This window comes from Nocardia aobensis NBRC 100429, from assembly GCF_000308375.1.
Lineage (GTDB): Bacteria > Actinomycetota > Actinomycetes > Mycobacteriales > Mycobacteriaceae > Nocardia > Nocardia aobensis.
On the sequence record NZ_BAFQ01000133.1, the window covers coordinates 13,446 to 38,410 of the forward strand.

General features: G+C 67.2%; 24 protein-coding genes. 6 read left to right on the forward strand and 18 right to left on the reverse strand.

What is annotated here, in order from left to right; all coding sequences use genetic code 11:
- Positions 1-73: 73 nt before the first annotated feature.
- From RJ03_RS16610 to RJ03_RS16640, 7 genes are all read right to left on the reverse strand, one after another.
- Positions 74-979 carry a LysR substrate-binding domain-containing protein gene (locus RJ03_RS16610; protein WP_036503399.1) on the reverse strand — a complete coding sequence of 302 codons (906 nt, stop codon included), beginning with the start codon at positions 977-979 and terminating at the stop codon, positions 74-76.
- Positions 980-1,081: 102 nt separating this feature from the next.
- Positions 1,082-2,698, reverse strand: a complete 1,617-nt coding sequence (locus RJ03_RS16615; RefSeq protein ID WP_036503401.1) for a dipeptide ABC transporter ATP-binding protein — start codon at positions 2,696-2,698, stop codon at positions 1,082-1,084.
- On the reverse strand, positions 2,695-3,585 hold the full coding sequence (locus RJ03_RS16620; protein ID WP_245552302.1) for an ABC transporter permease: 891 nt from the start codon (positions 3,583-3,585) through the stop codon (positions 2,695-2,697). The genes RJ03_RS16615 and RJ03_RS16620 overlap by 4 nt, the downstream gene beginning before the upstream one ends.
- Before the next feature lie 221 nt (positions 3,586-3,806).
- A complete protein-coding gene (locus RJ03_RS16625; protein WP_036503405.1) occupies positions 3,807-4,760 on the reverse strand; it encodes an ABC transporter permease in 954 nt (317 codons plus the stop codon).
- Between the two features lie 2 nt (positions 4,761-4,762).
- A complete protein-coding gene (locus tag RJ03_RS16630; protein ID WP_036503407.1) occupies positions 4,763-6,418 on the reverse strand; it encodes an ABC transporter substrate-binding protein in 1,656 nt (551 codons plus the stop codon).
- Positions 6,419-6,609: 191 nt separating this feature from the next.
- Positions 6,610-7,908 (reverse strand): LLM class flavin-dependent oxidoreductase, encoded by a 1,299-nt coding sequence (locus tag RJ03_RS16635; protein WP_036503410.1) that lies wholly within the window; start codon positions 7,906-7,908, stop codon positions 6,610-6,612.
- A gap of 22 nt (positions 7,909-7,930) precedes the next feature.
- Positions 7,931-8,815 (reverse strand): LLM class flavin-dependent oxidoreductase, encoded by an 885-nt coding sequence (locus RJ03_RS16640; RefSeq protein WP_036503412.1) that lies wholly within the window; start codon positions 8,813-8,815, stop codon positions 7,931-7,933.
- 521 nt (positions 8,816-9,336) lie between these two features.
- Here RJ03_RS16640 and RJ03_RS16645 point away from each other — a divergent pair.
- Positions 9,337-10,803, forward strand: a complete 1,467-nt coding sequence (locus RJ03_RS16645; RefSeq protein ID WP_051024769.1) for an NAD(P)-binding domain-containing protein — start codon at positions 9,337-9,339, stop codon at positions 10,801-10,803.
- 112 nt (positions 10,804-10,915) lie between these two features.
- Here RJ03_RS16645 and RJ03_RS16650 read toward each other — a convergent pair whose 3' ends face one another.
- The gene (locus RJ03_RS16650; protein WP_051024770.1) at positions 10,916-11,173 is read right to left on the reverse strand and encodes a hypothetical protein; all 258 of its coding nucleotides are present in this window, start codon (positions 11,171-11,173) and stop codon (positions 10,916-10,918) included.
- 82 nt (positions 11,174-11,255) lie between these two features.
- Positions 11,256-11,681, reverse strand: coding sequence for a pyridoxamine 5'-phosphate oxidase family protein (locus RJ03_RS16655; RefSeq protein ID WP_036503414.1), 426 nt, complete (start codon positions 11,679-11,681; stop codon positions 11,256-11,258).
- 171 nt (positions 11,682-11,852) lie between these two features.
- Between RJ03_RS16655 and RJ03_RS16660 the strand changes: the two genes are divergently transcribed.
- Positions 11,853-12,482 (forward strand): GrpB family protein, encoded by a 630-nt coding sequence (locus tag RJ03_RS16660; RefSeq protein WP_245552303.1) that lies wholly within the window; start codon positions 11,853-11,855, stop codon positions 12,480-12,482.
- A 96-nt stretch (positions 12,483-12,578) separates the two neighbouring features.
- Here RJ03_RS16660 and RJ03_RS16665 read toward each other — a convergent pair whose 3' ends face one another.
- Both RJ03_RS16665 and RJ03_RS16670 read right to left on the reverse strand, forming a co-directional pair.
- The gene (locus tag RJ03_RS16665) at positions 12,579-13,475 is read right to left on the reverse strand and encodes an aminoglycoside phosphotransferase family protein (RefSeq protein ID WP_036503417.1); all 897 of its coding nucleotides are present in this window, start codon (positions 13,473-13,475) and stop codon (positions 12,579-12,581) included.
- Between the two features lie 43 nt (positions 13,476-13,518).
- Positions 13,519-13,884, reverse strand: a complete 366-nt coding sequence (locus RJ03_RS16670) for a VOC family protein (protein ID WP_036503419.1) — start codon at positions 13,882-13,884, stop codon at positions 13,519-13,521.
- Between the two features lie 371 nt (positions 13,885-14,255).
- Between RJ03_RS16670 and RJ03_RS16675 the strand changes: the two genes are divergently transcribed.
- Both RJ03_RS16675 and RJ03_RS16680 read left to right on the forward strand, forming a co-directional pair.
- A complete protein-coding gene (locus tag RJ03_RS16675; RefSeq protein WP_083870878.1) occupies positions 14,256-15,344 on the forward strand; it encodes a terpene synthase family protein in 1,089 nt (362 codons plus the stop codon).
- 135 nt (positions 15,345-15,479) lie between these two features.
- Complete coding sequence (locus RJ03_RS16680) at positions 15,480-16,766, forward strand: sensor domain-containing diguanylate cyclase (protein WP_063820395.1); 1,287 nt, start codon at positions 15,480-15,482, stop codon at positions 16,764-16,766.
- Positions 16,767-16,776: 10 nt separating this feature from the next.
- On the opposite strand, the gene RJ03_RS16685 is transcribed toward RJ03_RS16680, so the two are convergent.
- The gene (locus tag RJ03_RS16685) at positions 16,777-17,319 is read right to left on the reverse strand and encodes a dihydrofolate reductase family protein (RefSeq protein ID WP_036503467.1); all 543 of its coding nucleotides are present in this window, start codon (positions 17,317-17,319) and stop codon (positions 16,777-16,779) included.
- Between the two features lie 102 nt (positions 17,320-17,421).
- Entirely contained in the window at positions 17,422-18,030 is a 609-nt protein-coding gene (locus RJ03_RS39065; RefSeq protein WP_373281706.1) for a cytochrome P450, read from the reverse strand.
- 853 nt (positions 18,031-18,883) lie between these two features.
- Between RJ03_RS39065 and RJ03_RS16695 the strand changes: the two genes are divergently transcribed.
- Positions 18,884-19,747, forward strand: a complete 864-nt coding sequence (locus tag RJ03_RS16695) for an alpha/beta fold hydrolase (protein ID WP_036503422.1) — start codon at positions 18,884-18,886, stop codon at positions 19,745-19,747.
- Positions 19,748-19,778: 31 nt separating this feature from the next.
- Here RJ03_RS16695 and RJ03_RS16700 read toward each other — a convergent pair whose 3' ends face one another.
- Positions 19,779-20,414, reverse strand: a complete 636-nt coding sequence (locus RJ03_RS16700) for a TetR/AcrR family transcriptional regulator (protein WP_036503424.1) — start codon at positions 20,412-20,414, stop codon at positions 19,779-19,781.
- A 203-nt stretch (positions 20,415-20,617) separates the two neighbouring features.
- Here RJ03_RS16700 and RJ03_RS16705 point away from each other — a divergent pair, with 203 nt between their 5' ends.
- Complete coding sequence (locus RJ03_RS16705) at positions 20,618-21,391, forward strand: IclR family transcriptional regulator (protein WP_245552304.1); 774 nt, start codon at positions 20,618-20,620, stop codon at positions 21,389-21,391.
- A 71-nt stretch (positions 21,392-21,462) separates the two neighbouring features.
- On the opposite strand, the gene RJ03_RS16710 is transcribed toward RJ03_RS16705, so the two are convergent.
- Genes RJ03_RS16710 through RJ03_RS16725 form a run of 4 tightly spaced genes read right to left on the reverse strand, consistent with a single transcriptional unit; the run spans position 21,463 to position 24,953 of the window.
- The gene (locus RJ03_RS16710) at positions 21,463-21,792 is read right to left on the reverse strand and encodes an SDR family oxidoreductase (RefSeq protein WP_218000974.1); all 330 of its coding nucleotides are present in this window, start codon (positions 21,790-21,792) and stop codon (positions 21,463-21,465) included.
- Between the two features lie 49 nt (positions 21,793-21,841).
- On the reverse strand, positions 21,842-22,072 hold the full coding sequence (locus RJ03_RS16715; RefSeq protein ID WP_051024777.1) for a hypothetical protein: 231 nt from the start codon (positions 22,070-22,072) through the stop codon (positions 21,842-21,844).
- A gap of 32 nt (positions 22,073-22,104) precedes the next feature.
- Positions 22,105-23,241, reverse strand: a complete 1,137-nt coding sequence (locus RJ03_RS16720) for a 3-ketosteroid-9-alpha-monooxygenase, oxygenase component (protein WP_036503433.1) — start codon at positions 23,239-23,241, stop codon at positions 22,105-22,107.
- 2 nt (positions 23,242-23,243) lie between these two features.
- Positions 23,244-24,953: a 3-ketosteroid-delta-1-dehydrogenase gene (locus tag RJ03_RS16725; protein WP_036503436.1), complete on the reverse strand. Its 1,710-nt coding sequence runs from the start codon at positions 24,951-24,953 to the stop codon at positions 23,244-23,246.
- Between the last annotated feature and the right edge of the window lie 12 nt (positions 24,954-24,965).

Consider the following 24,965-nt stretch of genomic DNA (forward strand, 5'->3'; position numbering starts at 1 on the left):
AGCCGCGCGACCGTATCGGGATGAACGATTCCCTTCGACCTGCGACAGCTTCGCGGCGACGCAGGCCGCGATGTCACGACGCCAGGCGCAGCGGCTGGGCGACCGAGCGCAGCGCACGGATCGCCGCCGCCACGGCCGGTCGTTCCAGCGAGGCTTGCCGATACGTCACACCGACGTGCCGGACGCCGTTGTCGATCGAGCACGCGACCAGTCCGGTATGCCGGTCGGCGACCGAGATCTCCGGCACGATCGTCACTCCCAGCCCGTGCTCGACCATCTCGGCCATACCTTCGAAGCTTCCGCTGCGATGTTCGATCCGCGGCGCGAATCCCGCTTCCCGGCAGGCGAAATGCACCGACGCCACCGACGGCTCCCCGTCCAGGGCGGTGATCCAGTCGGCATCGCGAAGACTGCTCAACCCGTGCTCCCGGACCCGCTCCCGCCACTGCGGCGGGGCGAGCAGGACCAGCGGGTCGCTGAACAGGTATTCCGAGGCCAGCCCCAGGGGCAGATCCCGGGAGCGGAACGAATACGAATAGGTGATCGCCAGGTCCACGTCCTGCTGACGCACCGCCGGAACGGAATCCACCGGCCGCAGATCCACCAGCCGCACCCGCAGCCCGGGATGGTCGGCGCGCAGTCGCACGGTAACCGGCAGCGCCAAGCGCATCTGAGCGGTGCGGAAGGTGGCGACGGTCAATACCCCGGTCACCGCCTCCGAGGTGGCGCTGACCGCGGATTCCGCCTCCTCCAGCGCTGCCACGATCCGCGACGTGTGATCCACCAGGACACGCCCGGCGTTGGTCAGCCGCAGTACGCGGCCCTCGCGGCGGGTCAGCACGACGCCGACCTCGTCCTCGAGGATGCGCAGTTGCTGCGATACCGCCGAGGTGGTGATGCCGTGCAGTTCGGACACCGCGGTCATCGTCGTATGTTCGGCCAGATCCCGCAGGAGGATCAGCCGTCGAATGTCGTACATGGTCCCTCGCTTCGACTGCGGGACATCCGGTGTTCATCATTGCCAGCGGGTGATCGTGGAGGAAATCCTTACGATCAGAACGATTCTGTGTAGCTGCCGGTCTCACGCCGGCACCGGCAGCCGTACCCGCGCCCCCGGCACCGCGGCCAGCAGCGTGCGGGTGTACTCCTCCTCCGGCGACTCGAAAACCGAAGTCACCGAACCTGTTTCGACCACCCGGCCGTTGCGCATCACGGTCACGTCGTCGGCGATCAGCCGCACCACACCCAGATCGTGCGTGATGAACAGATAGGTGAGCCCGTGTTCGGCCTGCAGATCGGTCAGCAGCTGCAGAATCTGCGCCTGCACCGACACATCGAGTGCGGAGACGGCCTCGTCGAGCACCAGGACGCGGGGTTCGGCGGCCAGCGCCCGCGCGATCGCGACACGCTGGCGCTGGCCTCCGGACAATTCGGCCGGACCCCTGCTCAGGTGTGCGCGGTCCAGCGCCACCGCGTCCAACAGCTCGGCCACCCGCCGGCGCCGCGCCGCGCGGTCCCGGATCAGGCCGAACGCCTGCAGCGGCTCGCCGATGATCGAAGCGATGTCGAAGCGGGGGTCCAGGGAGGTGTACGGATTCTGATACACCAGCTGGATCTGCCGGCGCAGCGGGCGCGGGCGGCGGCCGTTGCCGTCGACGCGGACGTCGTCCAGCCACACCGCGCCCGCCTCCGGGCGTTCGAGGCCCACCACGAGCCGGGCCAGGGTGGATTTCCCCGCACCCGACTCTCCGACGATCGCATGTGTGGTCCCCGCCCGCACCGCGAGCGAGACCTCGTCCACGGCCCGCACTCCCCCGCCGAACCACTTCGTCACCTCCGACAGCCGCAGAACCGGTGGCGCGGAGGTCACCTCGGCTCGGACGGGCGCCCCCGAGGAGGGCACGAGCCGCCCGGAATGCGCGGCGGGCGCCGCGGCGAGCAGCCGGCGGGTGTACTCGTGGCGCGGCGCGGACAGCACCGCGGCCGCCGCCCCCTGCTCCACGATGCGGCCGCGCTGCATGACCAGCAACCGGTCCGACCGCTCCGCCGCGACCCCCAGATCGTGGGTGACCAGCAGCACGCCCAAACCCAACTCTTCGCGTAATACCGTGAGCCGGTCCAGAATTCGCTTCTGCACGGTGACATCCAAGGCGGAGGTGGGCTCGTCGGCGACCAGCAGCACCGGATCGTTGGCGAGCGCGATCGCGATCAGCACGCGCTGTTTCATACCGCCGGACAATTCGTGCGGATACTGCCGGTACACCCGCTCCGGTGCGGCCAATCCCGCCGCCGCCAGCTTCTCGACGACCAGCTCACGTCCAGCGTCGGCGCGCCGATGCAGTCGCAGCGCCTCGAGCACCTGCCAGCCCACCGGTTTCACCGGATTCAGCGACGTTCCCGGGTCCTGCGGCACGAAGCCGACCACCGGGCCGCGCACCCGCGCCAGTCGCCGGTCACTCCACCGCGACACATCCTGTCCGCCGATCTCGAGTGCCCGGGCGCGCACCTGCGCGGCCGGCGGCAGGAGCCGGAGTGCGGCGTGGATGGTGGTGCTCTTGCCGGAGCCGGATTCGCCGACGATCGAGACGAATTCGCCGGCGGCGACCTCGAGCGACACCCCCGACACCGCGGGCGCGGCGGCATCGCGATACCGGACGGTGAGATCGTCGATCCGCAGCAGGGGTCCGGTAGTGCTCATCGTTGTTCTCCCAACGCGCGTCCGATTCGATTCACCGACAGCACGACCACGGCGATCAGTACGCCGGGGCACAGTGCGATCCACGGATAGGTGGCCAGGAAGTCGCGGCCTTCGGAGACCGCCAGACCCCATTCCGGCTGCGGCGGCGGTGCCCCGTAACCCAGGAAGCCCAGCGCGGCGACCGCCAGCACCGCGGTACCGCATTCGAGTGCCGCCAGCGAGAGCACCGCCCGGATCGAATTGGGCAGCACGTGCCGCACCACCACGCGGACGAATCCGGCTCCGGAGCCGTAGGCGGCGGCCACGAAATCACTGCCCGCCACGGTCAGGACCTGCGAGCGCATCACCCGGGCGAACGAGGCGACCGCCGAAACGCCCACCGCCAGCGCGATATTCACCGTGCCGAAGCCGAGCGCGGTGACCATTGTCATCGCCAGCAGCAAGGCCGGGATCGACAGCAGCACATCGACACAGCGCATGACCGCGGCGTCGGGCCGGCCGCCGACGATCCCGCTGAGCAATCCGATCAGGGTTCCGACCAGAAATCCGAGGGCAACCGCGAGCAGGGTCGCGGTCAGGGTGGTCGAGGTGCCGTAGATGGCGCGGGCCAGCAGATCCCGACCGAGCCGGTCGGTGCCGAACGGATGGGCGAACGACGGCGGCAGGAACCCTGAATCCGGGTCGCCCTCGACCGCGCTGTGATCGGTGAACCAGGACGGAGCCACCGCCCAGCCGATCACCACGAGCACCACCAGCCACGCGAGAACCAGTCCCGGCCGAGTGCGCGCCGTGCGCACCAGCCGATGAAAACGATGGCGCCGCACTTCGTTTGCGTGCAGCTCCACCTCGTCGAGCACAGCCACCGCCTCCGGCCCCGACCCGCTCATGCCGTGTTCGACGGGCACGAGCGGGGGGCCTGCGTGGTGACGCTGCGCTGCCGCCTCCGGCCCCGACCCGCTCATGCCGTGTTCGACGGGCACGAGCGGGGGGCCTGCGTGGTGACGCTGCGCTGCCGCCTCCGGCCCCGACCCGCTCATGCCGTGTTCGACGGGCACGAGCGGGGGGCCTGCGTGGTGACGCTGCGCTGCCGCCTCCGGCCCTGACCCGCTCATGCCGGGCTCCGCGCGTACAGCCGAGCCCGCAGCCGCGGGTCCAGCACCGGATACACCAGATCGACCATCAGATTCACCACCACGAAAATCACTGCCGCGAGCACCACCACGGCCTGCACGACCGCGACGTCCTGGGTGCGCACCGCCGTCTCGGTCAATCGGCCCAAACCCGAACGGGAGAACACGGTTTCGACGATTACCGCGCCCGCCAGCAGATTCCCGAAGGTCACCCCGGCGATGGTCAGCGCGGGCAGTGCGGCATTGCGCAGCACCTCGCGCACCACCACCCACAGCCGGGTCGCGCCCTTGGCCAGCGAGACCGTCACATAGCCCGCCCGCATTCCACTGTCGAGGTTCTCCAGCAGCAACCGCGCGATCGGGGCCGACACCGGGATCGCCAGCGTCACCGCCGGCAGCACCAGGCTGGCGACGCCGTCGTTGCCGATCGGCGGAAACCAGCCCAGCCGGAACGAGAACACCTGCAGCGCCGCCAATCCCAGCAGGAACACCGGAATCGACACCCCGGCCGCCGGCAACGTCGCGAACAGTTCCGCCAGCCACCGCCATCGCGTATACGCGGCCACGATCGCGACCACCGTGGCCAGGACCACCGCCAGCACCAGCGCGGTGACCGCGAGCACCGCGGTCTGCGGCAGCACCCCGCTGATCATCGCCCACGCGTCCAGTCCGGTCCGGGTGGAGCGCCCGAAATCACCGTGCACGGCCTGCCCGAGACGGTGCAGGTACTGGCCGAACAGCGAGTGGTCCAGACCGTAGTAGACCCGGGCCTTCTGCTTGTCGCCCGCCGTGATCAGATCACCCTGGGCCGGATCGAACAGCACGTCCACCGCGTCGTAGGGCAGGACGTAGAGCAGCGCGAAGGTCACGGTGTAGGCGCCCCACACCACGAACACGGCCTGCGCGAGTTTCGCGGCCACATAGCGCAGCACGACTACCCCTGCTCGATCCAGGTGTCGTAGAACACATTTCGCGACTGCGCCTCGTAGCCGATGTTGTGCACCTTGGCACCGGCGGCGGTCACCTGCGCGGGGTTGTACACCGGCACGGTCAGCACCTGCTCGTCGAGCAGATACCGCTGCGCCTGCTCGGCGGCCTTCGCCCGCTGGGCGGGGTCGAGGGTTTTGCTCAGCGCGCTGAGTTTCGCGACCGCCTCGTTCGCCTCCGGACTTCCCAGCGCGAGTTTGGCCATATTCCCGTACTGCGGGGAGTACACCTGCTCGAGCACCGAGATATCCGCGCGACTCTGGTTGGCGACCTGGATGTTCCAGCGGCCCTGCTGGGTACTGGCGGCGGTGTAGTCGGGAATCGGCAGCACATTGAGCTGCAGGTCGATGCCGATCTTGCGCAGATCCTGCTGGATCAGCTGGTAGGCGGGCTTGTTGTTGACCAGATTGTCGATGCCCAGCAGATCGAGTTGCAGGCGCCGCCCGTCCTTGACCCGGATGCCGTCGGCGCCCTTGTGCCAGCCGTCGGCCTCGAGGATCTGTTCGGCCTTGCCCTGGTCCTCACGCAGATGCGCGGAGAAGTCCACGTATCCCGGAACACGCTCCGACACAACCGAACTCGATACCTTGTAGCTGGACGTCAGCACCGTCTTGACCAGCGCGTCGCGGCTCCAGCCCAGCTGCACCGCCTGACGCACGGCCTTGTCGTCGGTCGGGAAGCGGTCGGTCTTGAGATCCAGCGAGATGTCGCGGCCCGGAATGAGCTGCGGCACGATCCGGTATCCCTGCGCCTGCAGTGGCGCCTCGTCGGTGTTGTTGACGTCGAGGATGGCGTCGACGGTTCCCGATCGCAGCGCACCGGTGCGCACCCCGGCTTCGGGGATGACGTCGATCTCGACCGCGTCCAGATACGCGTCACCGTTGTGTTTACGGCTCGCCGGCGCCCAGTGGTAACCGGGCCGCTTCTTCAGGACCGTCTTCTGCTGATAGACGTGCTGGGCGAGGGTGAACGGCCCGGTTCCGACGACATTCTGGGCCTGGCTGCGTTGTTCTTTCGGCAGAACCAGCGTCGAATGCGCCACGATTCCGGAGAAGTACAGCGACAACGCTTGCAGAAACCCGGCACTGGGCCGATCGAAACTGACCCGCACCGTCGTCGGATCGACCACCTCGGTGCCCTGATATCCCACCCAGTAGGCGGTCACCGGAACGATTCCCAGTCGCTGATCGCCCCGGCCGAGCAGATCGAAGTTCTCTTTCACCGAATCGGCGGTGAACTTCGTTCCGTCGCTGAAGGTGACGTCGTCGCGCAGGTGGAAGGTGAACTGGGTCAGAGTGTCGTTGTACTGCCACGAGGTGGCCAGCCACGGCTCCAGCGCACCGGTCTTCGGATTCTGGTAGACGAGCTTGTCGGTGATGTTGCTGGTGATCAGCGATTCGGGATAGGAACTGCCGGAGTGCGGGTCGAGATTCGCCGGAGCGTCGAGCACGCCGAAGCGCAACGTCCCGCCGGGTACGGGCGTGGCGTTGTCGTCGCTCACGGCGACCTGCCGGGCGGGTGTGGCGCATCCGGCGACCACCGCCGCGGTGAGCAGGGCGAGCGCCAGCGCAACCGGACGGCGATGAATTCTTCTGTGTGACATAGGTTTCGATTCGTTTCAGGGGCGGCGCGATGCGCTCGTCAGATCGGACGCCTCGGGGCGTGCGCTCAGGCTAGGCCGGTCTCGGGACGGTTCCGAGGGTTGTGATCGGCCAGATCGACTACACCGTCGTTGAAGCGGATCTGAACGAAGACGAGAGATACCGTGCAGATACGTCGAGGGGCCATATCCGTTCACACTCGCACGGCGGCGGGAGCCGGCACCGGTAACCCGAAGCGTTCCCGCAGCGTCGACTCGCCGTATTCGTGCCGGATCAGCCCGCGGCGGCGCAGAATCGGGACCACTTCGTCGACGAAGGTGGTCAGGCCCGAGGGAAAGGCATCGGGCATGAGATTGAAGCCGTCGGCCGCGCCGCGGCGGAACCAGTCCTCGATCGTGTCGGCGACGTCCTCGGGTGTCCCGATCACCGCGCGATGGCCGGCGCCGCCGTGTAGTTCCCGAATCAACTCCCGCAGCGTCAGATCGCGTTCGCGGGCCAGTTCGACGATCGACTCCCGGAAGCCCAGGGAGGCGGAGAAGGTACTCGGATCCGGCGGACCGGCCAGCACCGCCTCCGGGAGTGGGCGATCGAAATCCAGCGAATCCAGCGGCACGCCGAGAGTCGCCTCCAGCCGTCGTCGCTCGGGGCCCTCGTCGACCGACCGGAACAGGGTCTGAAACCGTTGCAGCGCTTCGGCTTCGGTGGAGCCGATGATCGTGGTCAGTCCCGGCAGGATCTTCACCTCGCCGGGATCGCGACCGGCTTCGCGCGCAACCGATTTCACGTGCCGGTAGTGCCGGATCGCCGCGGCCGCCGTCAGTTCCGCCGAGAACACGGCGTGCGCGCTGCGGCCGGCCAGGATCCGCCCGGCCGGCGAACCGCCGGCCTGGACGAACAGCGGATAACCTTGCGCCGAGGGCGGCGTGCGCAGTCCCCACTCCACATCGAAGTGTTCGCCGTGGTGGTGGACGACACCCCCGTCGATCGCACTGTCCCACAGTGCGCGCACCACGTCGACGAATTCCTCGGCCCGGCGGTAGCGCGCATCGCGATCGGGCATCTCGCTCAACCCGAAATTGCCGGCCGCCGCGGGCGAATAGGTCGTGACCACATTCCAGCCCAGCCGCCCGCCGGAGGCGTGGTCGAGCGACAGCAGCCGCTCGGCCAGTTCGACCGGATCGTTGAATGTGGTCGACAAGGTGCCGATCAGCCCGAGGTGCTCGGTCTCGGCGGCGACCGCCGACAGGATGACGCCGGGCTCGAGCGCGCGTCCGGGTTTGTGCCGGGGATCTTCGCGCAGGGCCGGTCCATCGGCGAGGAACAGCGCGTCGAGGGTGCCGCGTTCGGCAGTCCGGGCGGCCCGCACGAAATGCCCGGCGTCGACGAAAGCGCCCGCGTGCACGTCGTCGAGAGTCCACGCGCCGGGCGCGATTCCTACGTCGAGAACGTTGACGTTCAAGATCACATGCGCGGGCTGCGCGGTGGCGGTCATGGAGTCTCCTCGTCGATCCGGATCAAGCGGCGGGAAAGGCGCTGCGCGCATCGCGCGGAAGCACCGGTGCGGGCGCCGGAAGGCCGAGCCGCGCACGCAGTGTGGTGCCGGGCGGCGGCGCGGCAGTCGCCGTGACATGGCGGGCGGCTGCGGCGACGATCGCCGCGGGCGACCCCTCCCCCGCGATCACGACGCCGGCGGCTTCGGTGGTGGACGATGGGGGCGACCCGGCGTCGACCCATCGCAGCACCGGCCCACGCACCGGCGTAGCCGGCAGGCCGAGCACGACGTCAGCGAGATCGCCGAGGTCGTGGTATTCGGCGGGCACCGGGGACTCGGCGAAGATCGGTGGTTTGATCTGTGGCGGTTCCGGAATGTTCAACGGGCCGGTAATACTGTGTGCACCAGTGTGATCCACATATCGGATGCGCGCGGAATCAGTGAACACGCCGTGCTCACGGTCGTCCACGACGGCGTCCGGCGGCCAGCTCTCCCACAGTTCGCGGACGGCGCGCACCGCGTCGGCCGGAACGTCGCCACGCAGCGCCGAGGTCCACACACTGCGCCCGTCGGCGGCCGCCGGCTCGCCGAGCAGCACCAGCCAGCCGACCCTGCCACCGCTGGCGTGGTCGATCGAACCCAGCCGCCGGGCCAGGTTGTAAGGGTGATCGCGCAGCGGGGCGGCGGCCACCACCAGGCCCACCGACCGGGTGTGCCGCGCCAACACCGCGGCGGCGACCGAGGGGTCGAATCGCACGGTCGCGGAGTCCGGGCGCAGCACGACGAAATCGATTCCCGAACCGTCCAGGAGGGCACCGAATTCCGCTGTTCCGGTACCGTGCCGATCGAATATCGCTGCTACCTGCGCCCCGTCCAGGGCGGCGCCGACAATGTGGTGATGGGTCACGGCAGGTGAACTTTCGTCGTCGCGGTCATCGGCAATTCCGGCTCGGGAGAAATGCGGGCCGCCATTTCAGGAGCGCCCGCAGAATTTCGGCGGCACGGTGATGGCGGCAAGGTGGCCGAATGGCGAATCGGCCACTGCGGCTCGGTTTGTCATCGCGCCGACCACCTGGAGGTTCGATGTTTGGATGTCCGGCCCAGACTATGCCCACCGCTTCGAATCGCACCCGTTTGCGATCGGCAAGATTATCTACACGGTCACTACAGTCGGCCTTCACGTGCGGTGGCCAGGATTCCCATAAACGTTCGACCGCAGCGAATCAGGCTTTAAATTTGGCCGGACCGTAAATCGTGTGCGCGCCGGGCTCCGCCCCTACATTGTCGAAGGCGGCGCGCGGTGTTCCGTCGCCGTGACCGCGTGACGCATCGGGTGTCACGTGAAGCTCCCGGTGTGCCGACGGCCGCCGCGCCGCGCGGTGGTGACAGTCGGGCAGTATCCCCGGGCCGAGTGAAATGGGTTGTCCTGTGGTCGAATCCAATACATCCGCCGATCGGCATACGACGCGTGTGCTGCGCCGTTTCGGTCCCGATCCGGCGAACTGGGTGCAGCCCTCGGCGGCCGATCACGATGTCGTTGTGGTGGGCGGAGGCCAAGCCGGTCTGGGCATCGGATTCGCGCTGCGCCGTGCGGGTATCGCCCGCGTCTCGGTTATCGACGCCGCCGCGCCGGGTGCGAAGGGAGTGTGGACCACCACCGCGCGCATGATCGATCTGCGCACGCCGAAGCAGTGGCCCGAGCCCGAATTCGGCTATTCCGAACTGAGTTTCCAGGCCTGGTACGAATCGGTGCACGGGGAGGAGGCCTACGAGAGCCTGTCGCGTATTCCGCGGTTGACCTGGGCACGCTATATCGAGTGGATCGAGACCCACCTCGGCGTCCCGGTGCGCCACCACACCCGATTGACCGATATCGCGCCGGCACCGGACGCCCTCACCCTGACGGTGCGCCGACCCGACGGCACCGAAACCACCATCCAGGAGACCACTCGAAAGCTGGTGCTGGCCAACGGTGTCGAGGGAACAGGCGGCCCGTATCTGCCGCCCGAACTCGGCGACATTCCGGCGAGCCTGCTCGCCCACACCGGCCACCACATCGATTTCGCCCGGCTGGCCGGGAAAACGGTCGGCGTGCTCGGCGCCGCGGCCTCGGCCTTCGACGCGGCGGCGACCGCACTGGAGGCGGGCGCCGCCGAGGTGCATCTGTTCACCCGCAGGCCCGATCTGATCGTGCAGGGCGCGGGCGGGGCCGGACCGTCCGGAAATCTCGGCGCCCGCAACAACTATCATCGGCGCGGTGACGAGGCTCGCTGGCGCCAGCGGGTGCTCGCCGCTCGGGCGGGGCGCAGCGTGCCGCTCGAATCGGTCAGGCGCGCCACGGCATTCGCCGGTTTCCACATCCACCTGGACGCACCCTGGTCCGCCGCGACGCAGGCCGGCGACCGGGTGGTCGTCGAGGCGGCCGACGGCAGGCACATTTTCGACTTCGTGATCGCCGGAACGGGATACCAGTACGATCCGCGCACCCGCGCCGAACTGCGCGGCATCGCCGACGATATCGCGCTGTGGGGCGACCGGCACCGCCCCGGCCCCGATCTCACCGATCCCGCCTTGGCGCAAACCCCTTACCTGGACAACGGGTTCCAGCTGACCGAGAAACACCCCGGCCGAGCGCCGTGGATCGGCCGCATCCATATCTTCTCCGCGGCAGCACATCTCAGCTTCGGCTATCCCATCGGCGACACCCAGAGCCTGGCTCACCACATCCCCCGGCTGGTCGACGCCCTGGGCCGCGATCTCTACTTCGAGGACCAGCAATCGTCGCCGACCCCCTCCCCCGCAACACCACCCGCGTCGTTGCGCGATCACTATCGCCACTCGATCTGGTCACCACAACAAGCGCACGAGCGAGACTTGGGTGTCCCCCTCCCGTAGAAACATGTCGACCTCGGGTGCATCACGTCGCCCGTCCGTCGGGAAGATCCACAGTCTCGGCTCCCATCCTGCTCTCTCGAGGTTCACGGCGGGGTTCGCCGGTCGAGAAGACTCACCCAGCAGTTCGGGCAATCGCCAGAAGATGCGCGCTGGTGTTGATGATGTCCGGATCCTGCTCCAGCAGTCGTGCGCACCGTAGCGCGGCTGTCAGGAGCGCAGGGACGTCGACCGGGTCGGCGCGGTCGAGCGCCGGCCAGGTCGGCCCCTCGATGCCGTAGATCTGGACCTCGCGGAGCCCAGCGGCTTCGATTTCGTCGCTGAGAAGTTCCAGGCGGCCGTGGACAGATCTGGCCAGGCGATCGCTCTCCACGCAGTCGAATAGTGTTGTACGAGATTGGAAGTCATACCGAATCCTGTCGGCAGAGCGTGTGCGGCTTCAACGGAATTCCCGATCAAATACTCGCGACGGCCGTGATGGTGCGCGGAACCACCGTGATAAGTGCCCTTTCCCGGTGCGCCGCGTGCTGGGCTGCGAGGGTCACGGCATCGACATACTTGGTTCGGATGCGTGCGGTCCACACGCTGCCACGATCAGGCGACACGGTAGCGTCACCGATCACCCGGACCTGCTTGTTCGGACGCTCGCCGTCGGGACGGAGCGCGGCCTCCACGTCGATGACCAGGCCCACCCGTGGATTTCGCACGATTCGGTCCAGGTGCGGGCGGCCCGCGTAACTGGTCAGGTAGAAGACTCCGTCGACCCACAGAAACCAGATCGGCGTGACGTGCGGATAACCGTGCGAATCGATCGTCGCGAGGCGGGCGACAGTGTCGGAGAACAAGAGGTCTTCGACTTCGAGTTCGTCGAGTCGGCGCATGGATACCCGACCTTCGTTGCCGGTGAACAGGTCTCATCACTATGCTTTCGGACCCCGCGCCATGCATGTCATGTCGATGCCAGAGGCCGTCTCACCAGCCAACGAACTCCACACCCTCGCCGGCGAGGTAGGTTCATAAGCTTGCTATCGGTGCCAGGAGGTGTGTCTACCGTGCCGTTTCCGCCTGAAATCACCCAACGACTGCGCAGTACCCCCGAACAGATGGCCGCCGCGTGGGTCGGAGGAAGTCCCCCGAAGGGCGAACCTGTCGTGCTCGTTCCCTACGACCCGTGCTGGCCCCGAATATTCGACGAGCAGGCCGCCGCGATCCGGCGAGCGCTGGCCGGTCGAATGATCACCATCGAGCATGTCGGCAGTACCGCGGTCCCTGGCCTGGCCGCGAAACCGATCATCGACATCGACCTCATCGTGGCCGACTCCGCCGACGAGCCTGCCTACGTTCCCCACCTGGAACGGGCCGGTTTCCGCCTGGTTCTGCGGGAGCCCTCCTGGCACCAGCACCGCATGCTCACCCGTACCGACCCGGCCGTGAACCTGCACGTCTTCAGCCCGAACGCGCCCGAACACATCCGACATCTGATCTTCCGGGACTGGCTACGCACCCACCCCGCCGACCGAAACCTCTACGAAACCGCCAAGCGCGACCTCGCCGCGAAAACTGTTGCTACTCCGGCCGACTACAACCTGGCCAAGAACCCGATCATCGACGAAATCTACGACCGCGCATTCGACCACGCTGCCCACAATGAACCCACCCAACGCGGCCCCTCCCCGGCGTAACGGAGCCACCGGCACCACGAAACCACCGCACACCTCGTCCTGTTGGTGGTTTTCGCGGGGTGGTGATTCAAGTCTGGTGGATCTCGCGGATGGCTGTCAGTTTTCGTCGCTGATTATTTCGTCGACGAGGCGCTGTGCCCGACCGGCCAGTTCGTGATCAGTGGCGCGATACTCGGCGAGGGTGAGCAGTGCCTTCCACAGCGCCCAACCGCGGGCACGCGCCCAGGTGGCGCCGTCGTGGTCGAGTGCTCGGCGGAAGGCTTCGCGGCTGTCGCCGGACAGCATCGTCCACGCCAGGACCAGGTCGCAGGCGGGGTCGCCGACCCCGCAGGTGCCGAAGTCGATGACCGCCGCCAGCTTCCCTCGGTCGACAACCAGGTTGCCGGAGGCGATGTCGCCGTGAAACCACACCGGGTCCCGGTCCCACTCGGTGGCCAAGGCTTTCTCCCAGACCGCCGTGGCCGCTACGGTGTCGACGCAACCGGTGAGGATGGTCAGGCAGTGACGGGTCTGCGAGTCATAGTGACCCGGTGCTCGGCCTCGGTAGAAGCTGTGCGCACCGGCCGACGGAGCATCGGTGGTATCGCACCGCTGCAACGCGCGGATGAATTCCGCGACAGCGACGGCGAATTCGGTCATATTCTCGATCTCGGCGCGATCAGCGGTCTCGCCCCGGATCCAGCGGCGCACCGACCACGGAAACCGATATCCGAGGGCGGGTGCTCCCTCACCGAGGACCGTCGGCACCGGTATCGGCAGTGCGGGGGCCAATCGCGGCAACCAGCGGCTTTCCTTGGCGACGGCGGGCGCGTAGCCGGCTGCGGTCGGCAACCTGACGGCCATGTCCTCGCCGAGGCGGTAGGTGCGGTTGTCCCACCCGTCGTCGGCCACCGGCCTGACCGGTAACGCGCTCCAGTGCGGAAACTGTCTCGCGATCAAGCGCGCCACCAGCTCCGCATCGATTCCCGCGCGCCCGTCCCCGGAAACTGTCACCGCGCCATCCTGACCACAGCCCGGCGTAGCCGGAACGGGCTCCTCAGTCGAGACAGAACTCGTTGCCTTCGATGTCCTGCATCACCAGGCAGGACTCGTTGACGCCATCAGCACGCAGCAGGCGCACCCGTACCGCGCCGAGCGCGACCAGTCGCGCGCATTCGGACTCGAGTGCGGTCACGCGCTCCTCACCCACCAGCCCGGTCCCCACCCGCACGTCCAGATGCAGCCGATTCTTCACAACCTTTCCCTCGGGCACGCGCTGGAAGTACAGGCGCGGCCCCACGCCCGAGGGATCGACGCATGCCGAACCCCGATGCTCGTACCCCAACACCGAAGACCAGAAACGAGCGACGCGCTCAGGTTCCGCGCAGTCGAAGGTGACTTGGACCTGTCTCACCGAGGCCATCGCCCCACCCTAGAGACGGGCTCTGACACCGTCTCCACTTCGAATCGCCATGCTAGTAATAGGAGCCGCGCCCGAGTTCGCCGGTAGCCCCACCCGACAGGCTGGCCGATTCCGATGTCGCTTCGCCCGAACTCGAGCAGCTGTCGATCTGCGCGAAAGTCGTTGCGGTATCGATGATCGTCGACGGTCGGCACCTGTCCGGCCTTCCGCGGGCCACGAGTACGAGTTCGCGCTCCGAAACTGCGGACCGTTCGCCGAAAGCCCAGCGCCCTTCGACCCCGGTGAAATACTGGTACCGGGTATCGCCAACTGTCGGCGACACTTTCGGGTCGGCTGATGCCACTCTTGGTTGGGAGACGTTCGTGCAGTACATGCCTCATATCGAATCGGATATCGCCGCCATGCACACCGAGTACCAGTCACTTCTTCACGGGGATCGATGGTCGTTGCGCACTCTGTTCAGCACCGACGACTGCGATATCGCGGAATACTGTGGCACTTTCGCGCCGAACCGGTTCGGCGCCCAGGCGTGCGAGGCGGTCGAGACGTTCTGTCGCAGACACCGGATCTGGCTGGAAAGCGGTGGTGCCGCCTACAATTCGATGACACCCTACCTGCATCCGCGCACGATAGACCTGCCGCGGATGACGACGATCGGTGTCTACAACGCGATCCTGTTCGCACTCAACGACACGGTGGGCCGCGAGAAGTTCAGCCATCTGTCCGAGGACGAACGAGCACAAGCACAGCGGGAAGTCGACCATCTGTGTCGATTATTCGAGTCCGGCCGGATCCGGCCGGACAACTCCACGCCCATCGTCGAGGCGAGCCTCGAATTCTTGACGACCCTCACCGAACAAGCCGAGCCCGTATGGTTGCAGCGATTCCGCGCATCGACGATCGACCACCTGCGCTCGGCGATCCGCGATCAGAACGTCGGCGCACGCGGTGACCTGCTCAGCGTCGACGACTACATAGCCCTGCGCAACGAAGTCTCGGGGATGTACCCCGCGATCCAGCTGTGCGAGTTCGCGCGCGACACCACCCTGCCCTGGGAGCAGCTCGCAGCCGCCGGCCTCGCCGAAGACCTGCGCACGCTGGAGCGCCTGACCGCCGAAGTCGGCGCCCTGATGAACGATGTCTTCTCCTTCGAGAAGGAGGTCATCGTGGACCGTTCCGATTTCAACCTCATCTCGATTCTGCTGCTCAATACGCCCGGCGCGACGCTGGCCGACGCCGTACTCGGCGCCGCGCAGATCGTGCGTGAGCGATTCACACACTTCCGCGGGCTGCGCCGCGACCTGCTCGACCGCTGCGCCACACTCGGTCCGCCGCTGGCCACCGCCGTCACCGCCTATACCGACGACCTCGACCAATGCGTGCAGGCGAGCTGGGTGTGGCAATGCGCCACCTCGCGCTACAAGGGCCGGTCGATATTCGCCGAGGCCCACCACCCATAGGTAGTCCGCCGATGACGTGACGAATCGGGCATGCAGTACCTTTGACTGCAGCGTCTCGATCAGCAGTACCAGCCGGGGGACTATCGCCGGGCACCCGAAGTAGCAGCACAAGCGCATCGGACATGGGGAGTTGGAGTGGATGATCTGAGCACGGCACTCGCCCAGCAATGGGAGCGCGCGCTCGCGACGATCACCGCCCACCCTTCCTACGCCGACGTAGAAATCTCGTTTCTGCGCGATCTGCTGGAAGAAGTCCACGCCGGTCTCACCGCGGAGGTCTTCGACGCGGCCGCCGGCTCCCGGGTGGGAGCGGCGCTGGCGGGTGCCCAGCTCACCGATCCGGCGGTCCCGGTCGTGTCCGCCCCGGTACTGCACAGGCTCACGGAATTCAGCGACCACCCCGACACCGGCCGGCGCATGGCCGCCCTGCTCGTCGCGTTCGGACACGGCCACCATTTCCTGGCCGAAGCGATCCGGGCCGACGATGTCGAGGAAGGCCAGCGCCGGTTCCGGCTCGTGTTCGACCACGCCTCCATCGCCATCGCTATCGGCGACACCAACGGTGTTCTGCTGGAAGCCAATCCACATCTGGCCGACATGATCGGCGTACCGGTCGACTCACTGCGCGGGATCAGCGTCTACGACTTCGCCCACCCCGACGATCAGGCCGCGATCCGCCAGATGGTCTACGACGACCTGGTACCCGCCAGGGCGGGTACCGCGAAGATCGAACGGCGCCTGCAGCGCGCGGACGGCAGCACCGGCTGGGCCACATTCGCGATCACCTATGTCCGGAGCGCCTTCGGCCCGGACTATCTGCTGGCCATCGGTGAGGACGTCACCGAACGCCACCAACTGCAGGAGCAGCTCCACTACCAGGCGCGCCACGACGCGCTCACCGAGCTGCCCAACCGCCGCCACCTGCTCGACACGCTCAGAGCAGTGATCTCCACGGCCGGCGAGAACGATCAGATGGGGCTGTGCTTCACCGACCTGGACCACTTCAAAGAGGTCAACGACCGATACGGTCACGGCGTCGGCGACCAGGTGCTGGCCACCGTCGCCCGTCGCCTGCACGACAGCCTGCAGGACGACGGATGCCTGGTCGCACGGATCGGCGGCGACGAATTCGTCACCCTCATCCCGCCCCCGGCCGACACGCGACGGGTCTCCGATGTCGCAGATCGCCTGCGCGGCGCACTGTCGCATCCCCTCATCGTCGGCGGGCACAGGCTCCACATTTCCGCCAGCATCGGCGCCGTCGTCACACCGATCGCCGGCAAGGACCCGGAATGGCTGCTCGACGCGGCCGACACCTCGCTGTACGACGCCAAATCCGGCGCCCGCGGCAACTGGATCCTGCACACCGTCCACGCTGCCGAGTCCGCCGACGACGGCCCCGCCAGATACGGAAACGCCTGAGGACCCCGGGCTACGACGGCTGCTCGGCGGCCGGCAACACTCGATAGACGATCTCCACGCCACCACCGTCCAACGGCCGCGAGCTCTCGAATGCGAGATCGGTCCGCGGATCCAGCGAGTCGGTCAGGCGTATGCCGCCGCCGACGAAGAACGGCAGGATCACGAGCTCGAGTTTGTCGAGGACACCGAGCGCGCGATAGGTCTCGATCGTGGCGGGCCCACCGATCAGATGGACATCGCCGCCGCGATTGGCCGCACGTACCTTCTCCAGCAGCCGCACCGGATCGTCGTCGACGGTCACGTCGTCGGGGGTGCCCTCGGGCCGATGCGAACCCAGCACGAAGACCTCGAGATCCGGCCACGGCCAGCGATCGGCGGACAGCGCCGGTTCGAAGGTCGTACGGCCCATCAACGCGGCCTCGCAGGTACGCAGGAATTCGGCGATGCCGTGACTGCCCGGACCGTGCACCGGATCGATGACCTGAGGCGGCCAGCCATCCGGAGTCGTCACGTAACCATCGGCGGTCATACACAGGCGGGCCAGGATCTGCATCGGTTCATCCATTCTGTCGAGTCGCAGAAGAGACGATGCGTGCGTCCGAAAATCATCGGCGGTCGGTGCGTCCACGCCATCCGGCCGGTCGGAGACGGCCCTTCACTCGCCCCGGTAGCGCACCTGGAATTCCTTGATGCCGTTCAACCAGCCCGACCGCAACCGCCGTGGGTCGCCCAGCTTGGTGATGTCGGGGAGGTGGTCGGCGACGGCGTTGAAGATCAGATCGATCTCCAGTCTGGCCAGGTTGGCGCCGATGCAGAAGTGCGCGCCCGTGCCGCCGAAGGCCAAGTGCGGGTTGGGGTTCCGGGTGATGTCGAAGGTGAACGGAGCGTCGAAGACCTCTTCGTCGAAATTCGCGGATCGGTAGACGATCAGTATCCGCTGCCCCTTCCGGATGCGCACGCCGCCGAGTTCGGTGTCCTCCAGCGCGGTTCGCTGGAACGTACTCACCGGTGTGGCCCATCGGACGATCTCGTCGACGGCGGTCTTGGGTCGCTGCGACTTGAAAAGCTCCCATTGGCCGGGGTTTTCGAGAAACGCGATCATTCCGTGCGTGATCGCGTTACGCGTGGTCTCGTTGCCGGCCACGGCCAGGAGGATGACGAAGAAGCCGAATTCCTCCGAGGTCAGCGCTTCGCCGTCGACGTCGGCGTGGACCAGTTCGGTCACGATATCGTCGGACGGCCGCGACTTTCTCGCTTCGGCCATCTGCCAGGCGTAGGCGAGGAGTTCTGTGGAAGCGGCCAGCGGGTCGACGCCGGCATACTCCGGGTCGTCGTAGCCGATCATTTCGTTGGACCACCGGAAAATCTTCATCCGGTCCTCCTGCGGCACGCCGATCAATTCCGCGATCGCCTGCAACGGCAGTTCGCATGCCACCTGCGTGACGAAGTCACCCGCGCCCGCCTCGGCCGCCGCCGCCACGATGGCCTCGGCGCGGGCGGACAACTCCGCGCGCAGCCCGTTGACGGCCCGCGGGGTGAATCCCTTCGAGATCAGCTTGCGCATCCTGGTGTGTTGCGGCGCATCCTGATTCAGCAGAACGAGCCGCTGCATCTCCATCCGCTCGGGGGTGAGTTCGACGCCGTACCGCGGCAGCGCGGTGTTCTCGGCATTGGAGAACACATCGCTGCGCCGAGACACCTCTTTGACGTCGGCGTGTTTGGTCACCACCCAGAATCCGTCGTCCGGAAAACCGTCGCTGTGCGGCGGCTTCGAATTCCACCAGATCGGAGCCGCACGACGCAGTTCCGCCAGCTCTTCGACCGGCACCCGCCGGGCCCACATATCCGGATCCGTGACATCGAAATTCGCCGGGATATCGGGACGTGTCGCACGCATATCAACCACCGGGCCGTCATCGCTGACTGAAACAGGTTCTAGACACATTCAAGCACAATCGCAGGGCCCTGGGACGCGATCTACGGCGACCGCCACGACGGTTCGGCCGAGCCCGCGGGGGTCGCCGATCTATGCCGGCAACCGAAACGACGGCCTACGCGTCGACCGCTGACCGGGAAATGTCGGCAGTGCAGCGGCACGGCGATGGCAGGCTCGGGATATGACCTCCGTCGATACCCGCTCGGTACCCGAACTACTGGAATTGCCCACCGAACACGGCGTGCTGCGCTACCGCGACACTGGCGAGGGCCCGCCACTGCTGATGCTGCACGGGTCCGGGCCGGGTGTCACCGGCTGGCGTAACTTCAGCGGTAACGTGCCGACCTTCGCCCGGCATTACCGCACGCTGGTGCTCGAGTTCCCCGGATTCGGGGTCAGCGACGACTTCGGTGCGGCACATCCGATGATGTCGGCGCAGCTGGCGGTCACCGCGTTCCTGGACGGGCTCGGACTCGAGACCGTCCGGATCATCGGCAACTCGATGGGCGGTTTCGTGGCAACGGAATTCGCTCTCGCCGCGCCGCAGCGGGTCGAACGTCTGGTCACCATCGGCGGCATCGGCACGAACATCTTCAGTCCGCAGCCGGGCGAGGGGATCATCCGGCTCAGCGAGTTCGTCGAGAATCCGACCCGCGACAGTTTGGTCGCCTGGCTGCGCTCGATGGTCTACGACCAGGCGCTGCTCACCGAGGAACTGATCGAGCAGCGCTGGGAGCAGGCCACCGAACCCGGCGTCCTGGAGAATTCACGGCGGATGTACGGCCGCGCGGCGCTGGCGCGCATGGCGGAGGCAGCGCGCGCCGCCGATGCCACTCCGGGCTGGGCGAATCTGCGCCGGATCTCCGTTCCGACGCTGATCACGTGGGGACGCGACGACCGGGTGAGCCCGGTCGACATGTCGCTGATCGCGATGCGGACCCTGCCCCACGGCGAGGTGCACATCTTCCCGAACTGCGGACACTGGGTGATGATCGAGCAGAAGCAGGCGTGGGAGGCGACCGTCTCGGCGTTCCTCGCCCGCTAGCCACCACATCGGTGCCGGTTCCGCCGCGCGATTACGGGACCGGCACCGACGGCTGGGCCATCACCGCCCGCAGACCGACGAGCAGCATCTTCATACCGCGTAGCTGCAGGGCCTCCACCTCGGAGAAGTCGCCGCCGCCCTCCTCGTCGACCCACTGGATGTAGGCCTGGCGGCTGGTGTGCACGATCAGCTCCGCCGGGAGTCTGCGCAGGAACGGATCGTCACCGAGTTCGACTCTCGCCGAAAGGAATTCCGTGATCGGCTCGCAGAGTTGCTCGCCCCATTCCAGCCAGCGCAGACGGTACTGCGGCGTATGGATCATCAGCGTCATGAATTTGCGGTCGGATTCGGGTGTCCGGCGCTTGTACACCTCGGTGGTGAACGCGCGCGCCAGTGTTTCGGCGACGTCGGCGTCGGCCGGCGCGTTCTTCAGGAAGTCGATGATGATCGCCTGGCTGCGCCGGAACAGCGGCCCCATGACGTCTTCCTTCACCGGGAAGTGGCGGTGGAAGGTCCTCGGCGCGATGCCGACCGTCTCGCAGATGCGTTCCACGGTCGCGGAGGTGTCACCGTCGGCGACGAACATATCGCGCGCGGTATTCGCGATGGCCAGGCGCAACTCCTCCGCGCGGCGTTCGGTCAGCGTCGGCCTGGACGACTTGCTCACGACCTCTGTCCTCCTTGATCGCAGTCCACAGTAACGCGGTCGGGAAAACGTCTGGAGGGGTTCGCATTCGTCGATCCGTTCGAGCACATCGATGTGATCTGCTTTACATCCACCTGCACCCTCCTTAGACTCAGACCTGTCAGAATCTGACAGGTAGTCATATTCTGCACATGTCTGGCGGTTGGAGGCAACAGGTGGCAACGGTGCAGCTCGAACAAACCCCCAACGCGATGATCGATCGCGTGGCGTCCCTGCTGGAGGCCTTCGTCGGGCAGCGGCCCATGACGCTGGCCGATATCGCCCGGCGCTCACATCTCCCGCGCTCGTCGGCGCATCGAATCCTGCAGCGGCTCGTGGAACTCGGCTGGGTGGAACGCCACGGCTTCGAATACGCCTTGGGCATAAGGATGTTCGAGCTCGGGTCGCAGGTGGTGCGCCAGCGCAGCGTCAACGACGTGGCGATGGCGGTCATGACCGCACTGCACCGGCGCACGGGCCTGACAGCACATCTGAGCCTGTTGTCCGGCGCGGAGATCCTGCATCTGAACCGGGTGGGCGCCTGGCCGACGCCGGGGCGCCAGTGGGCGGTCGGCGCTCGCCAGCCCGTCGAGTTCACCGCGGCCGGGCACGCGTTGCTGGCAGCGATGGAACCGGAGCAGTGGCCGGAGCTCGCCTTCGCCAGCGCGCCGACCTGCTACAGCATGCGGACTCGCCGGCAACTGGAGCGTGAACTGGAGAAGGTGCGCGATCGCAGCGGGGTCGCGGTGGACTCGCAGGGCTGCGCGCTGGGAGTGACGGTGGTCGCGGCCGCGCTCGACATCGATGTCGACCGAGGGCGCGTGGCGGTGTCCCTGTGTGGTCCGACGCGCTCGATCAAAACCAGCGCGGTCGTCTCGGACGTGCGGCTGGCGGCGAGCGAGATCCGGCGCGTGGCGCTCGCGGCGCCGCGGAGAGGCCCGCAGCCGGTGCGCGTCTGACCGTCACGAGTAACGTTGCGGCACAGGGGCTTTCGCCGCAGAGAGCATCGGTGCGCCCGCTGTCCCTTAGGTCAGGCGGGCTGGCCGATCGGACGGATCGTGACCGTGTTGAGGTCCACGCCTGCCGGTTGGCCGAGCGCGAAACCGATCGCCTCGGCCACCGCATCCGGGCCCATCGCGAGGGGCGGAACCTGTCCGTGCCAGAACGCGGTGTCGATCATGCCCGGGTTCACGACCGTGACTCCGATGCCGCGGGTCGTGGCGTGCAGGCGGAGGTTTTCGGCGAAGCCGACCACTGCCCACTTCGTGGCGGAGTAGAGGGTGCCCGGGCTGTTCTTGATTCCGGCCACGCTACCGATGAGCACCAGCGGGCCGCCGGATCGATCGAGGAGATACCGCACGGGCCCCTGTCGTCCAACGACGGCAGGGGCCCGCGGTCTCGATATCCGCTCAGCGCGCCGCGCTGTCGAGCACGCGTAGATCTCCGGATTCCGCAGCGGCCCAGATCGATTCACGAAGCTGCGAGCAGTGCCGCATCGCCGCGTCCGAGAGTGTGCCGGCGGCGTGACGTTCCACGCACGCGGCACTCGATTCCGCGTCCCACTGAATGCTCGTCTGCGCCCAGCTGCTCTTGCGAGCGAGCACGCGCGCACCGCACTGCCGGCACTCGACCGGCGCCATGGGCACTTCCCGGATGCGTTCGTCGATCGGCGTCACGAGGTCGCCTCCGCGGCTTTGCGGGCGACGTTCTCGCGGACCTCCTCCTGCCAGGCGGCCAGCGGTCGCGTGGTGTCGAGTTCGAATTCGAACCGGTCGACCATTTCGGGGGCGACATCGGCGACGTCGACGTAGAACTGCTGATACCAGCGGCGCAGCTGGTAGACCGGGCCGTCCTCCTCGCAGAGCAGCGGATTGTCGATGCGCGCCTTGCTCTTCCAGATCGCGACGTCCTGCTCGAAGCCGAGCTTGACCCAGTCGCCGAGCGCGACGGCGGTGGCCATCGCCTGATCCTCGGGCAGCGTGTCGGACTTCTCGACGATGATGCCGTACTGCAGCACGAACGAATTCTCGTCGATCGGATAGTGGCAGTTGAGCAACACCGTCTTGTAGTCACCGTGCTCGTAGTGATAGACGAGGTCGTCGATCATGAACGACGGCCCATAGTACGAGGCGACCGACGAGGTGCCGAGCAACTGCGGCTGCCCCACCGGTCCGGGCAGATCGTCGCGGGCGCCACTTTCGAAATACTGCGTCGCCACCGGTCCCTCGAAAACATTCTTGAAAAAGGTCGGCAGGGAACCGTGGATGTAGAAGAAGTGCGCCATGTCCACGACATTGTCGATGATTTCCCGGCAATTCGTGTCGACGACCGTGGTGTACCAATGCCAATCGGTCCAGTTGGGGTCGCCCGCGCCCGCGATCCGCGGGATCGTCACTCCCTCCGGCGGCGGATTGCCCTCCGGATCGTTCCAGACGAACAACATGCCGTCCTGCTCGAGCGTGGTCCACGCCCGGGTCCGTGCCAGTGGCGGCACCCGCCGGGCATACGGGATCTGCTTGCAGCGCCCGTTGCCGCCCCAGCGCCAATCGTGGAAGGGGCAGGCGATCTCGTTGCCCTTGACCTCGCCGTCGGACAGGTCCCCGCCCATATGCCGGCAGAATGCGTCGAGGACGTTGACCCGGCCGTCCTCACCGCGGAACACCACCAGTTTGGTGCCGAAGGCCTGCACCGAATGCGGCCGGCCGTCGGCGAAGTCCCGGATCAGCCCCAGACAATGCCAGCCGCGCGCGAATCGCGTCGGCACCGTCCCGGCCTCGATCCGGCGAACCTCGTCATGCGTCGTCGTCATATCTACCGTCCTTGAAAAGAGAGATGTCCCGCAGCGGTTTTCGCGGCGATGTAGCCGAAGACCAATCCCTGGCCGATGGTGGCGCCCGCGCCCGGATAGGTGTTGCCGAAGGCATTGGCCGCCGTATTGCCGATGGCGTACAGGCCCTCGATGACGCTGCCGTCCTCACGCAGCACGCGGGCCGAACCGTCCGCGCGCACACCGCCGCACGTTCCGAGGTCGGACAGCACCAGCTTCACCGCGTACAAGGTTCTGTTCCTGCCCAGCGGCCGCAGATTGGGATTCGGACCTATGGTGGGGTCGCCGTAGTAGCGGTCGTAGGCGCTTGCGCCCCGGGCGAATTCGTGATCGACACCCAGTTCCGCGGAGGCGTTGAAGGTGTCGAAGGTCGCGGCGAACGCGTCCGCGGGGACACCCATCGCCCGTGCCAGGCTTGCCGGATCGGTGGCTGTCGCCGCGATGCCGTTGTCGTACCAGGGCTGAGGCAACGGCTGACGCGGGAACAGGCCCGCGGCGAAGATGTAGCTGTTGCGGTAGCGCTGATCGAAGACGAGCCACATCTCCTCCACCGGATCACCCGCGCGCTCGCGCTCGAGTACCCGCTGACCGAAGGACATGTAGTCGGTTGCCTCGTTGACGAAGCGCCGCCCGCTCTGGTCGACGATGAACGATCCGGGCAGCGCACGCTCGGCCAGCAGCACCGCCGGCTGCCCGCCGGGCAGCGCGGCCACGGCCGGAAACCACCACGCCTGATCCATCAGTCCGATCGCCGCGCCGGCCTCCTGCGCCACAGTGATGGCGTCGCCGGTATTGGTGTCGCAGCCCAGGCTCGCATGCTCGACCAGCCGGTCCGACTGGTACTTTCGCCGCATCTCGGTGTCGTGGTCGAACCCACCGGCGGCCAGCACCACTCCGCGCCGGGCGGTGACCTCGGTGCGGACGCCGTCACGGTCGACGACTGCTCCGGTGACCGCGCCGTCCTCCCCCACCAGCAGTCGCACCAGCGAGGTGTCGGTCCAGATCGGAATCCCGGCGCGAATCGCACCCGCGAACAGGCCCGCCGCGAGCGCCTGCCCACCGGCGATGTACTCACGTTTGAGGGCGAGTCCGCCCACGCCGATCGCCATGGCCTTCATGCCGCGCCACAGTGCCTTGCGCGGGGTGCGGGCGATCAGGTTGAGCCACTTGTAATCCGCGCCGGTCACCGGCATCGGCAGCCCGGATGCCTCCATCACCCCGGGACGCAGCCGCGACCGGTGCGCACCGAGCTGGGACGCGTCGAACGGCTTGCACTCGCAGGTGCGTCCCGCCGCCGATCCGCCCGGCAGTTCGGGGTGATAGTCGGAGTAGCCGTCGGCCCACATGAATGTCATGGGAGTCGTTCGCGCGAGCATCTCGACGGCGGCGGGACCGTGTTCGAGAAAGGCCGCGCCGCGTTCAGGTGGTGCCGAATCACCCACTACCGCTTCGACATACGTCGCTGCGGCGCGGGCATCGTCGGCCGGTTGCTGTTCGCGCAGCAGGAAATTGCCCGGTACCCAGAACGCTCCGCCGGATCTGGCCGTGGAACCGCCGACATATTCCGACTTCTCCACGACCAATACCGACAATCCCGCCTCGGCGGCGGTGAGTGCGGCGGCCAGACCGGTGCCCGATCCCACGACCAGCAGATCGACTTCGTGCTCGGCTGTGTGGTCTTCGCTGGAGTTCATCGCCGATCGGCC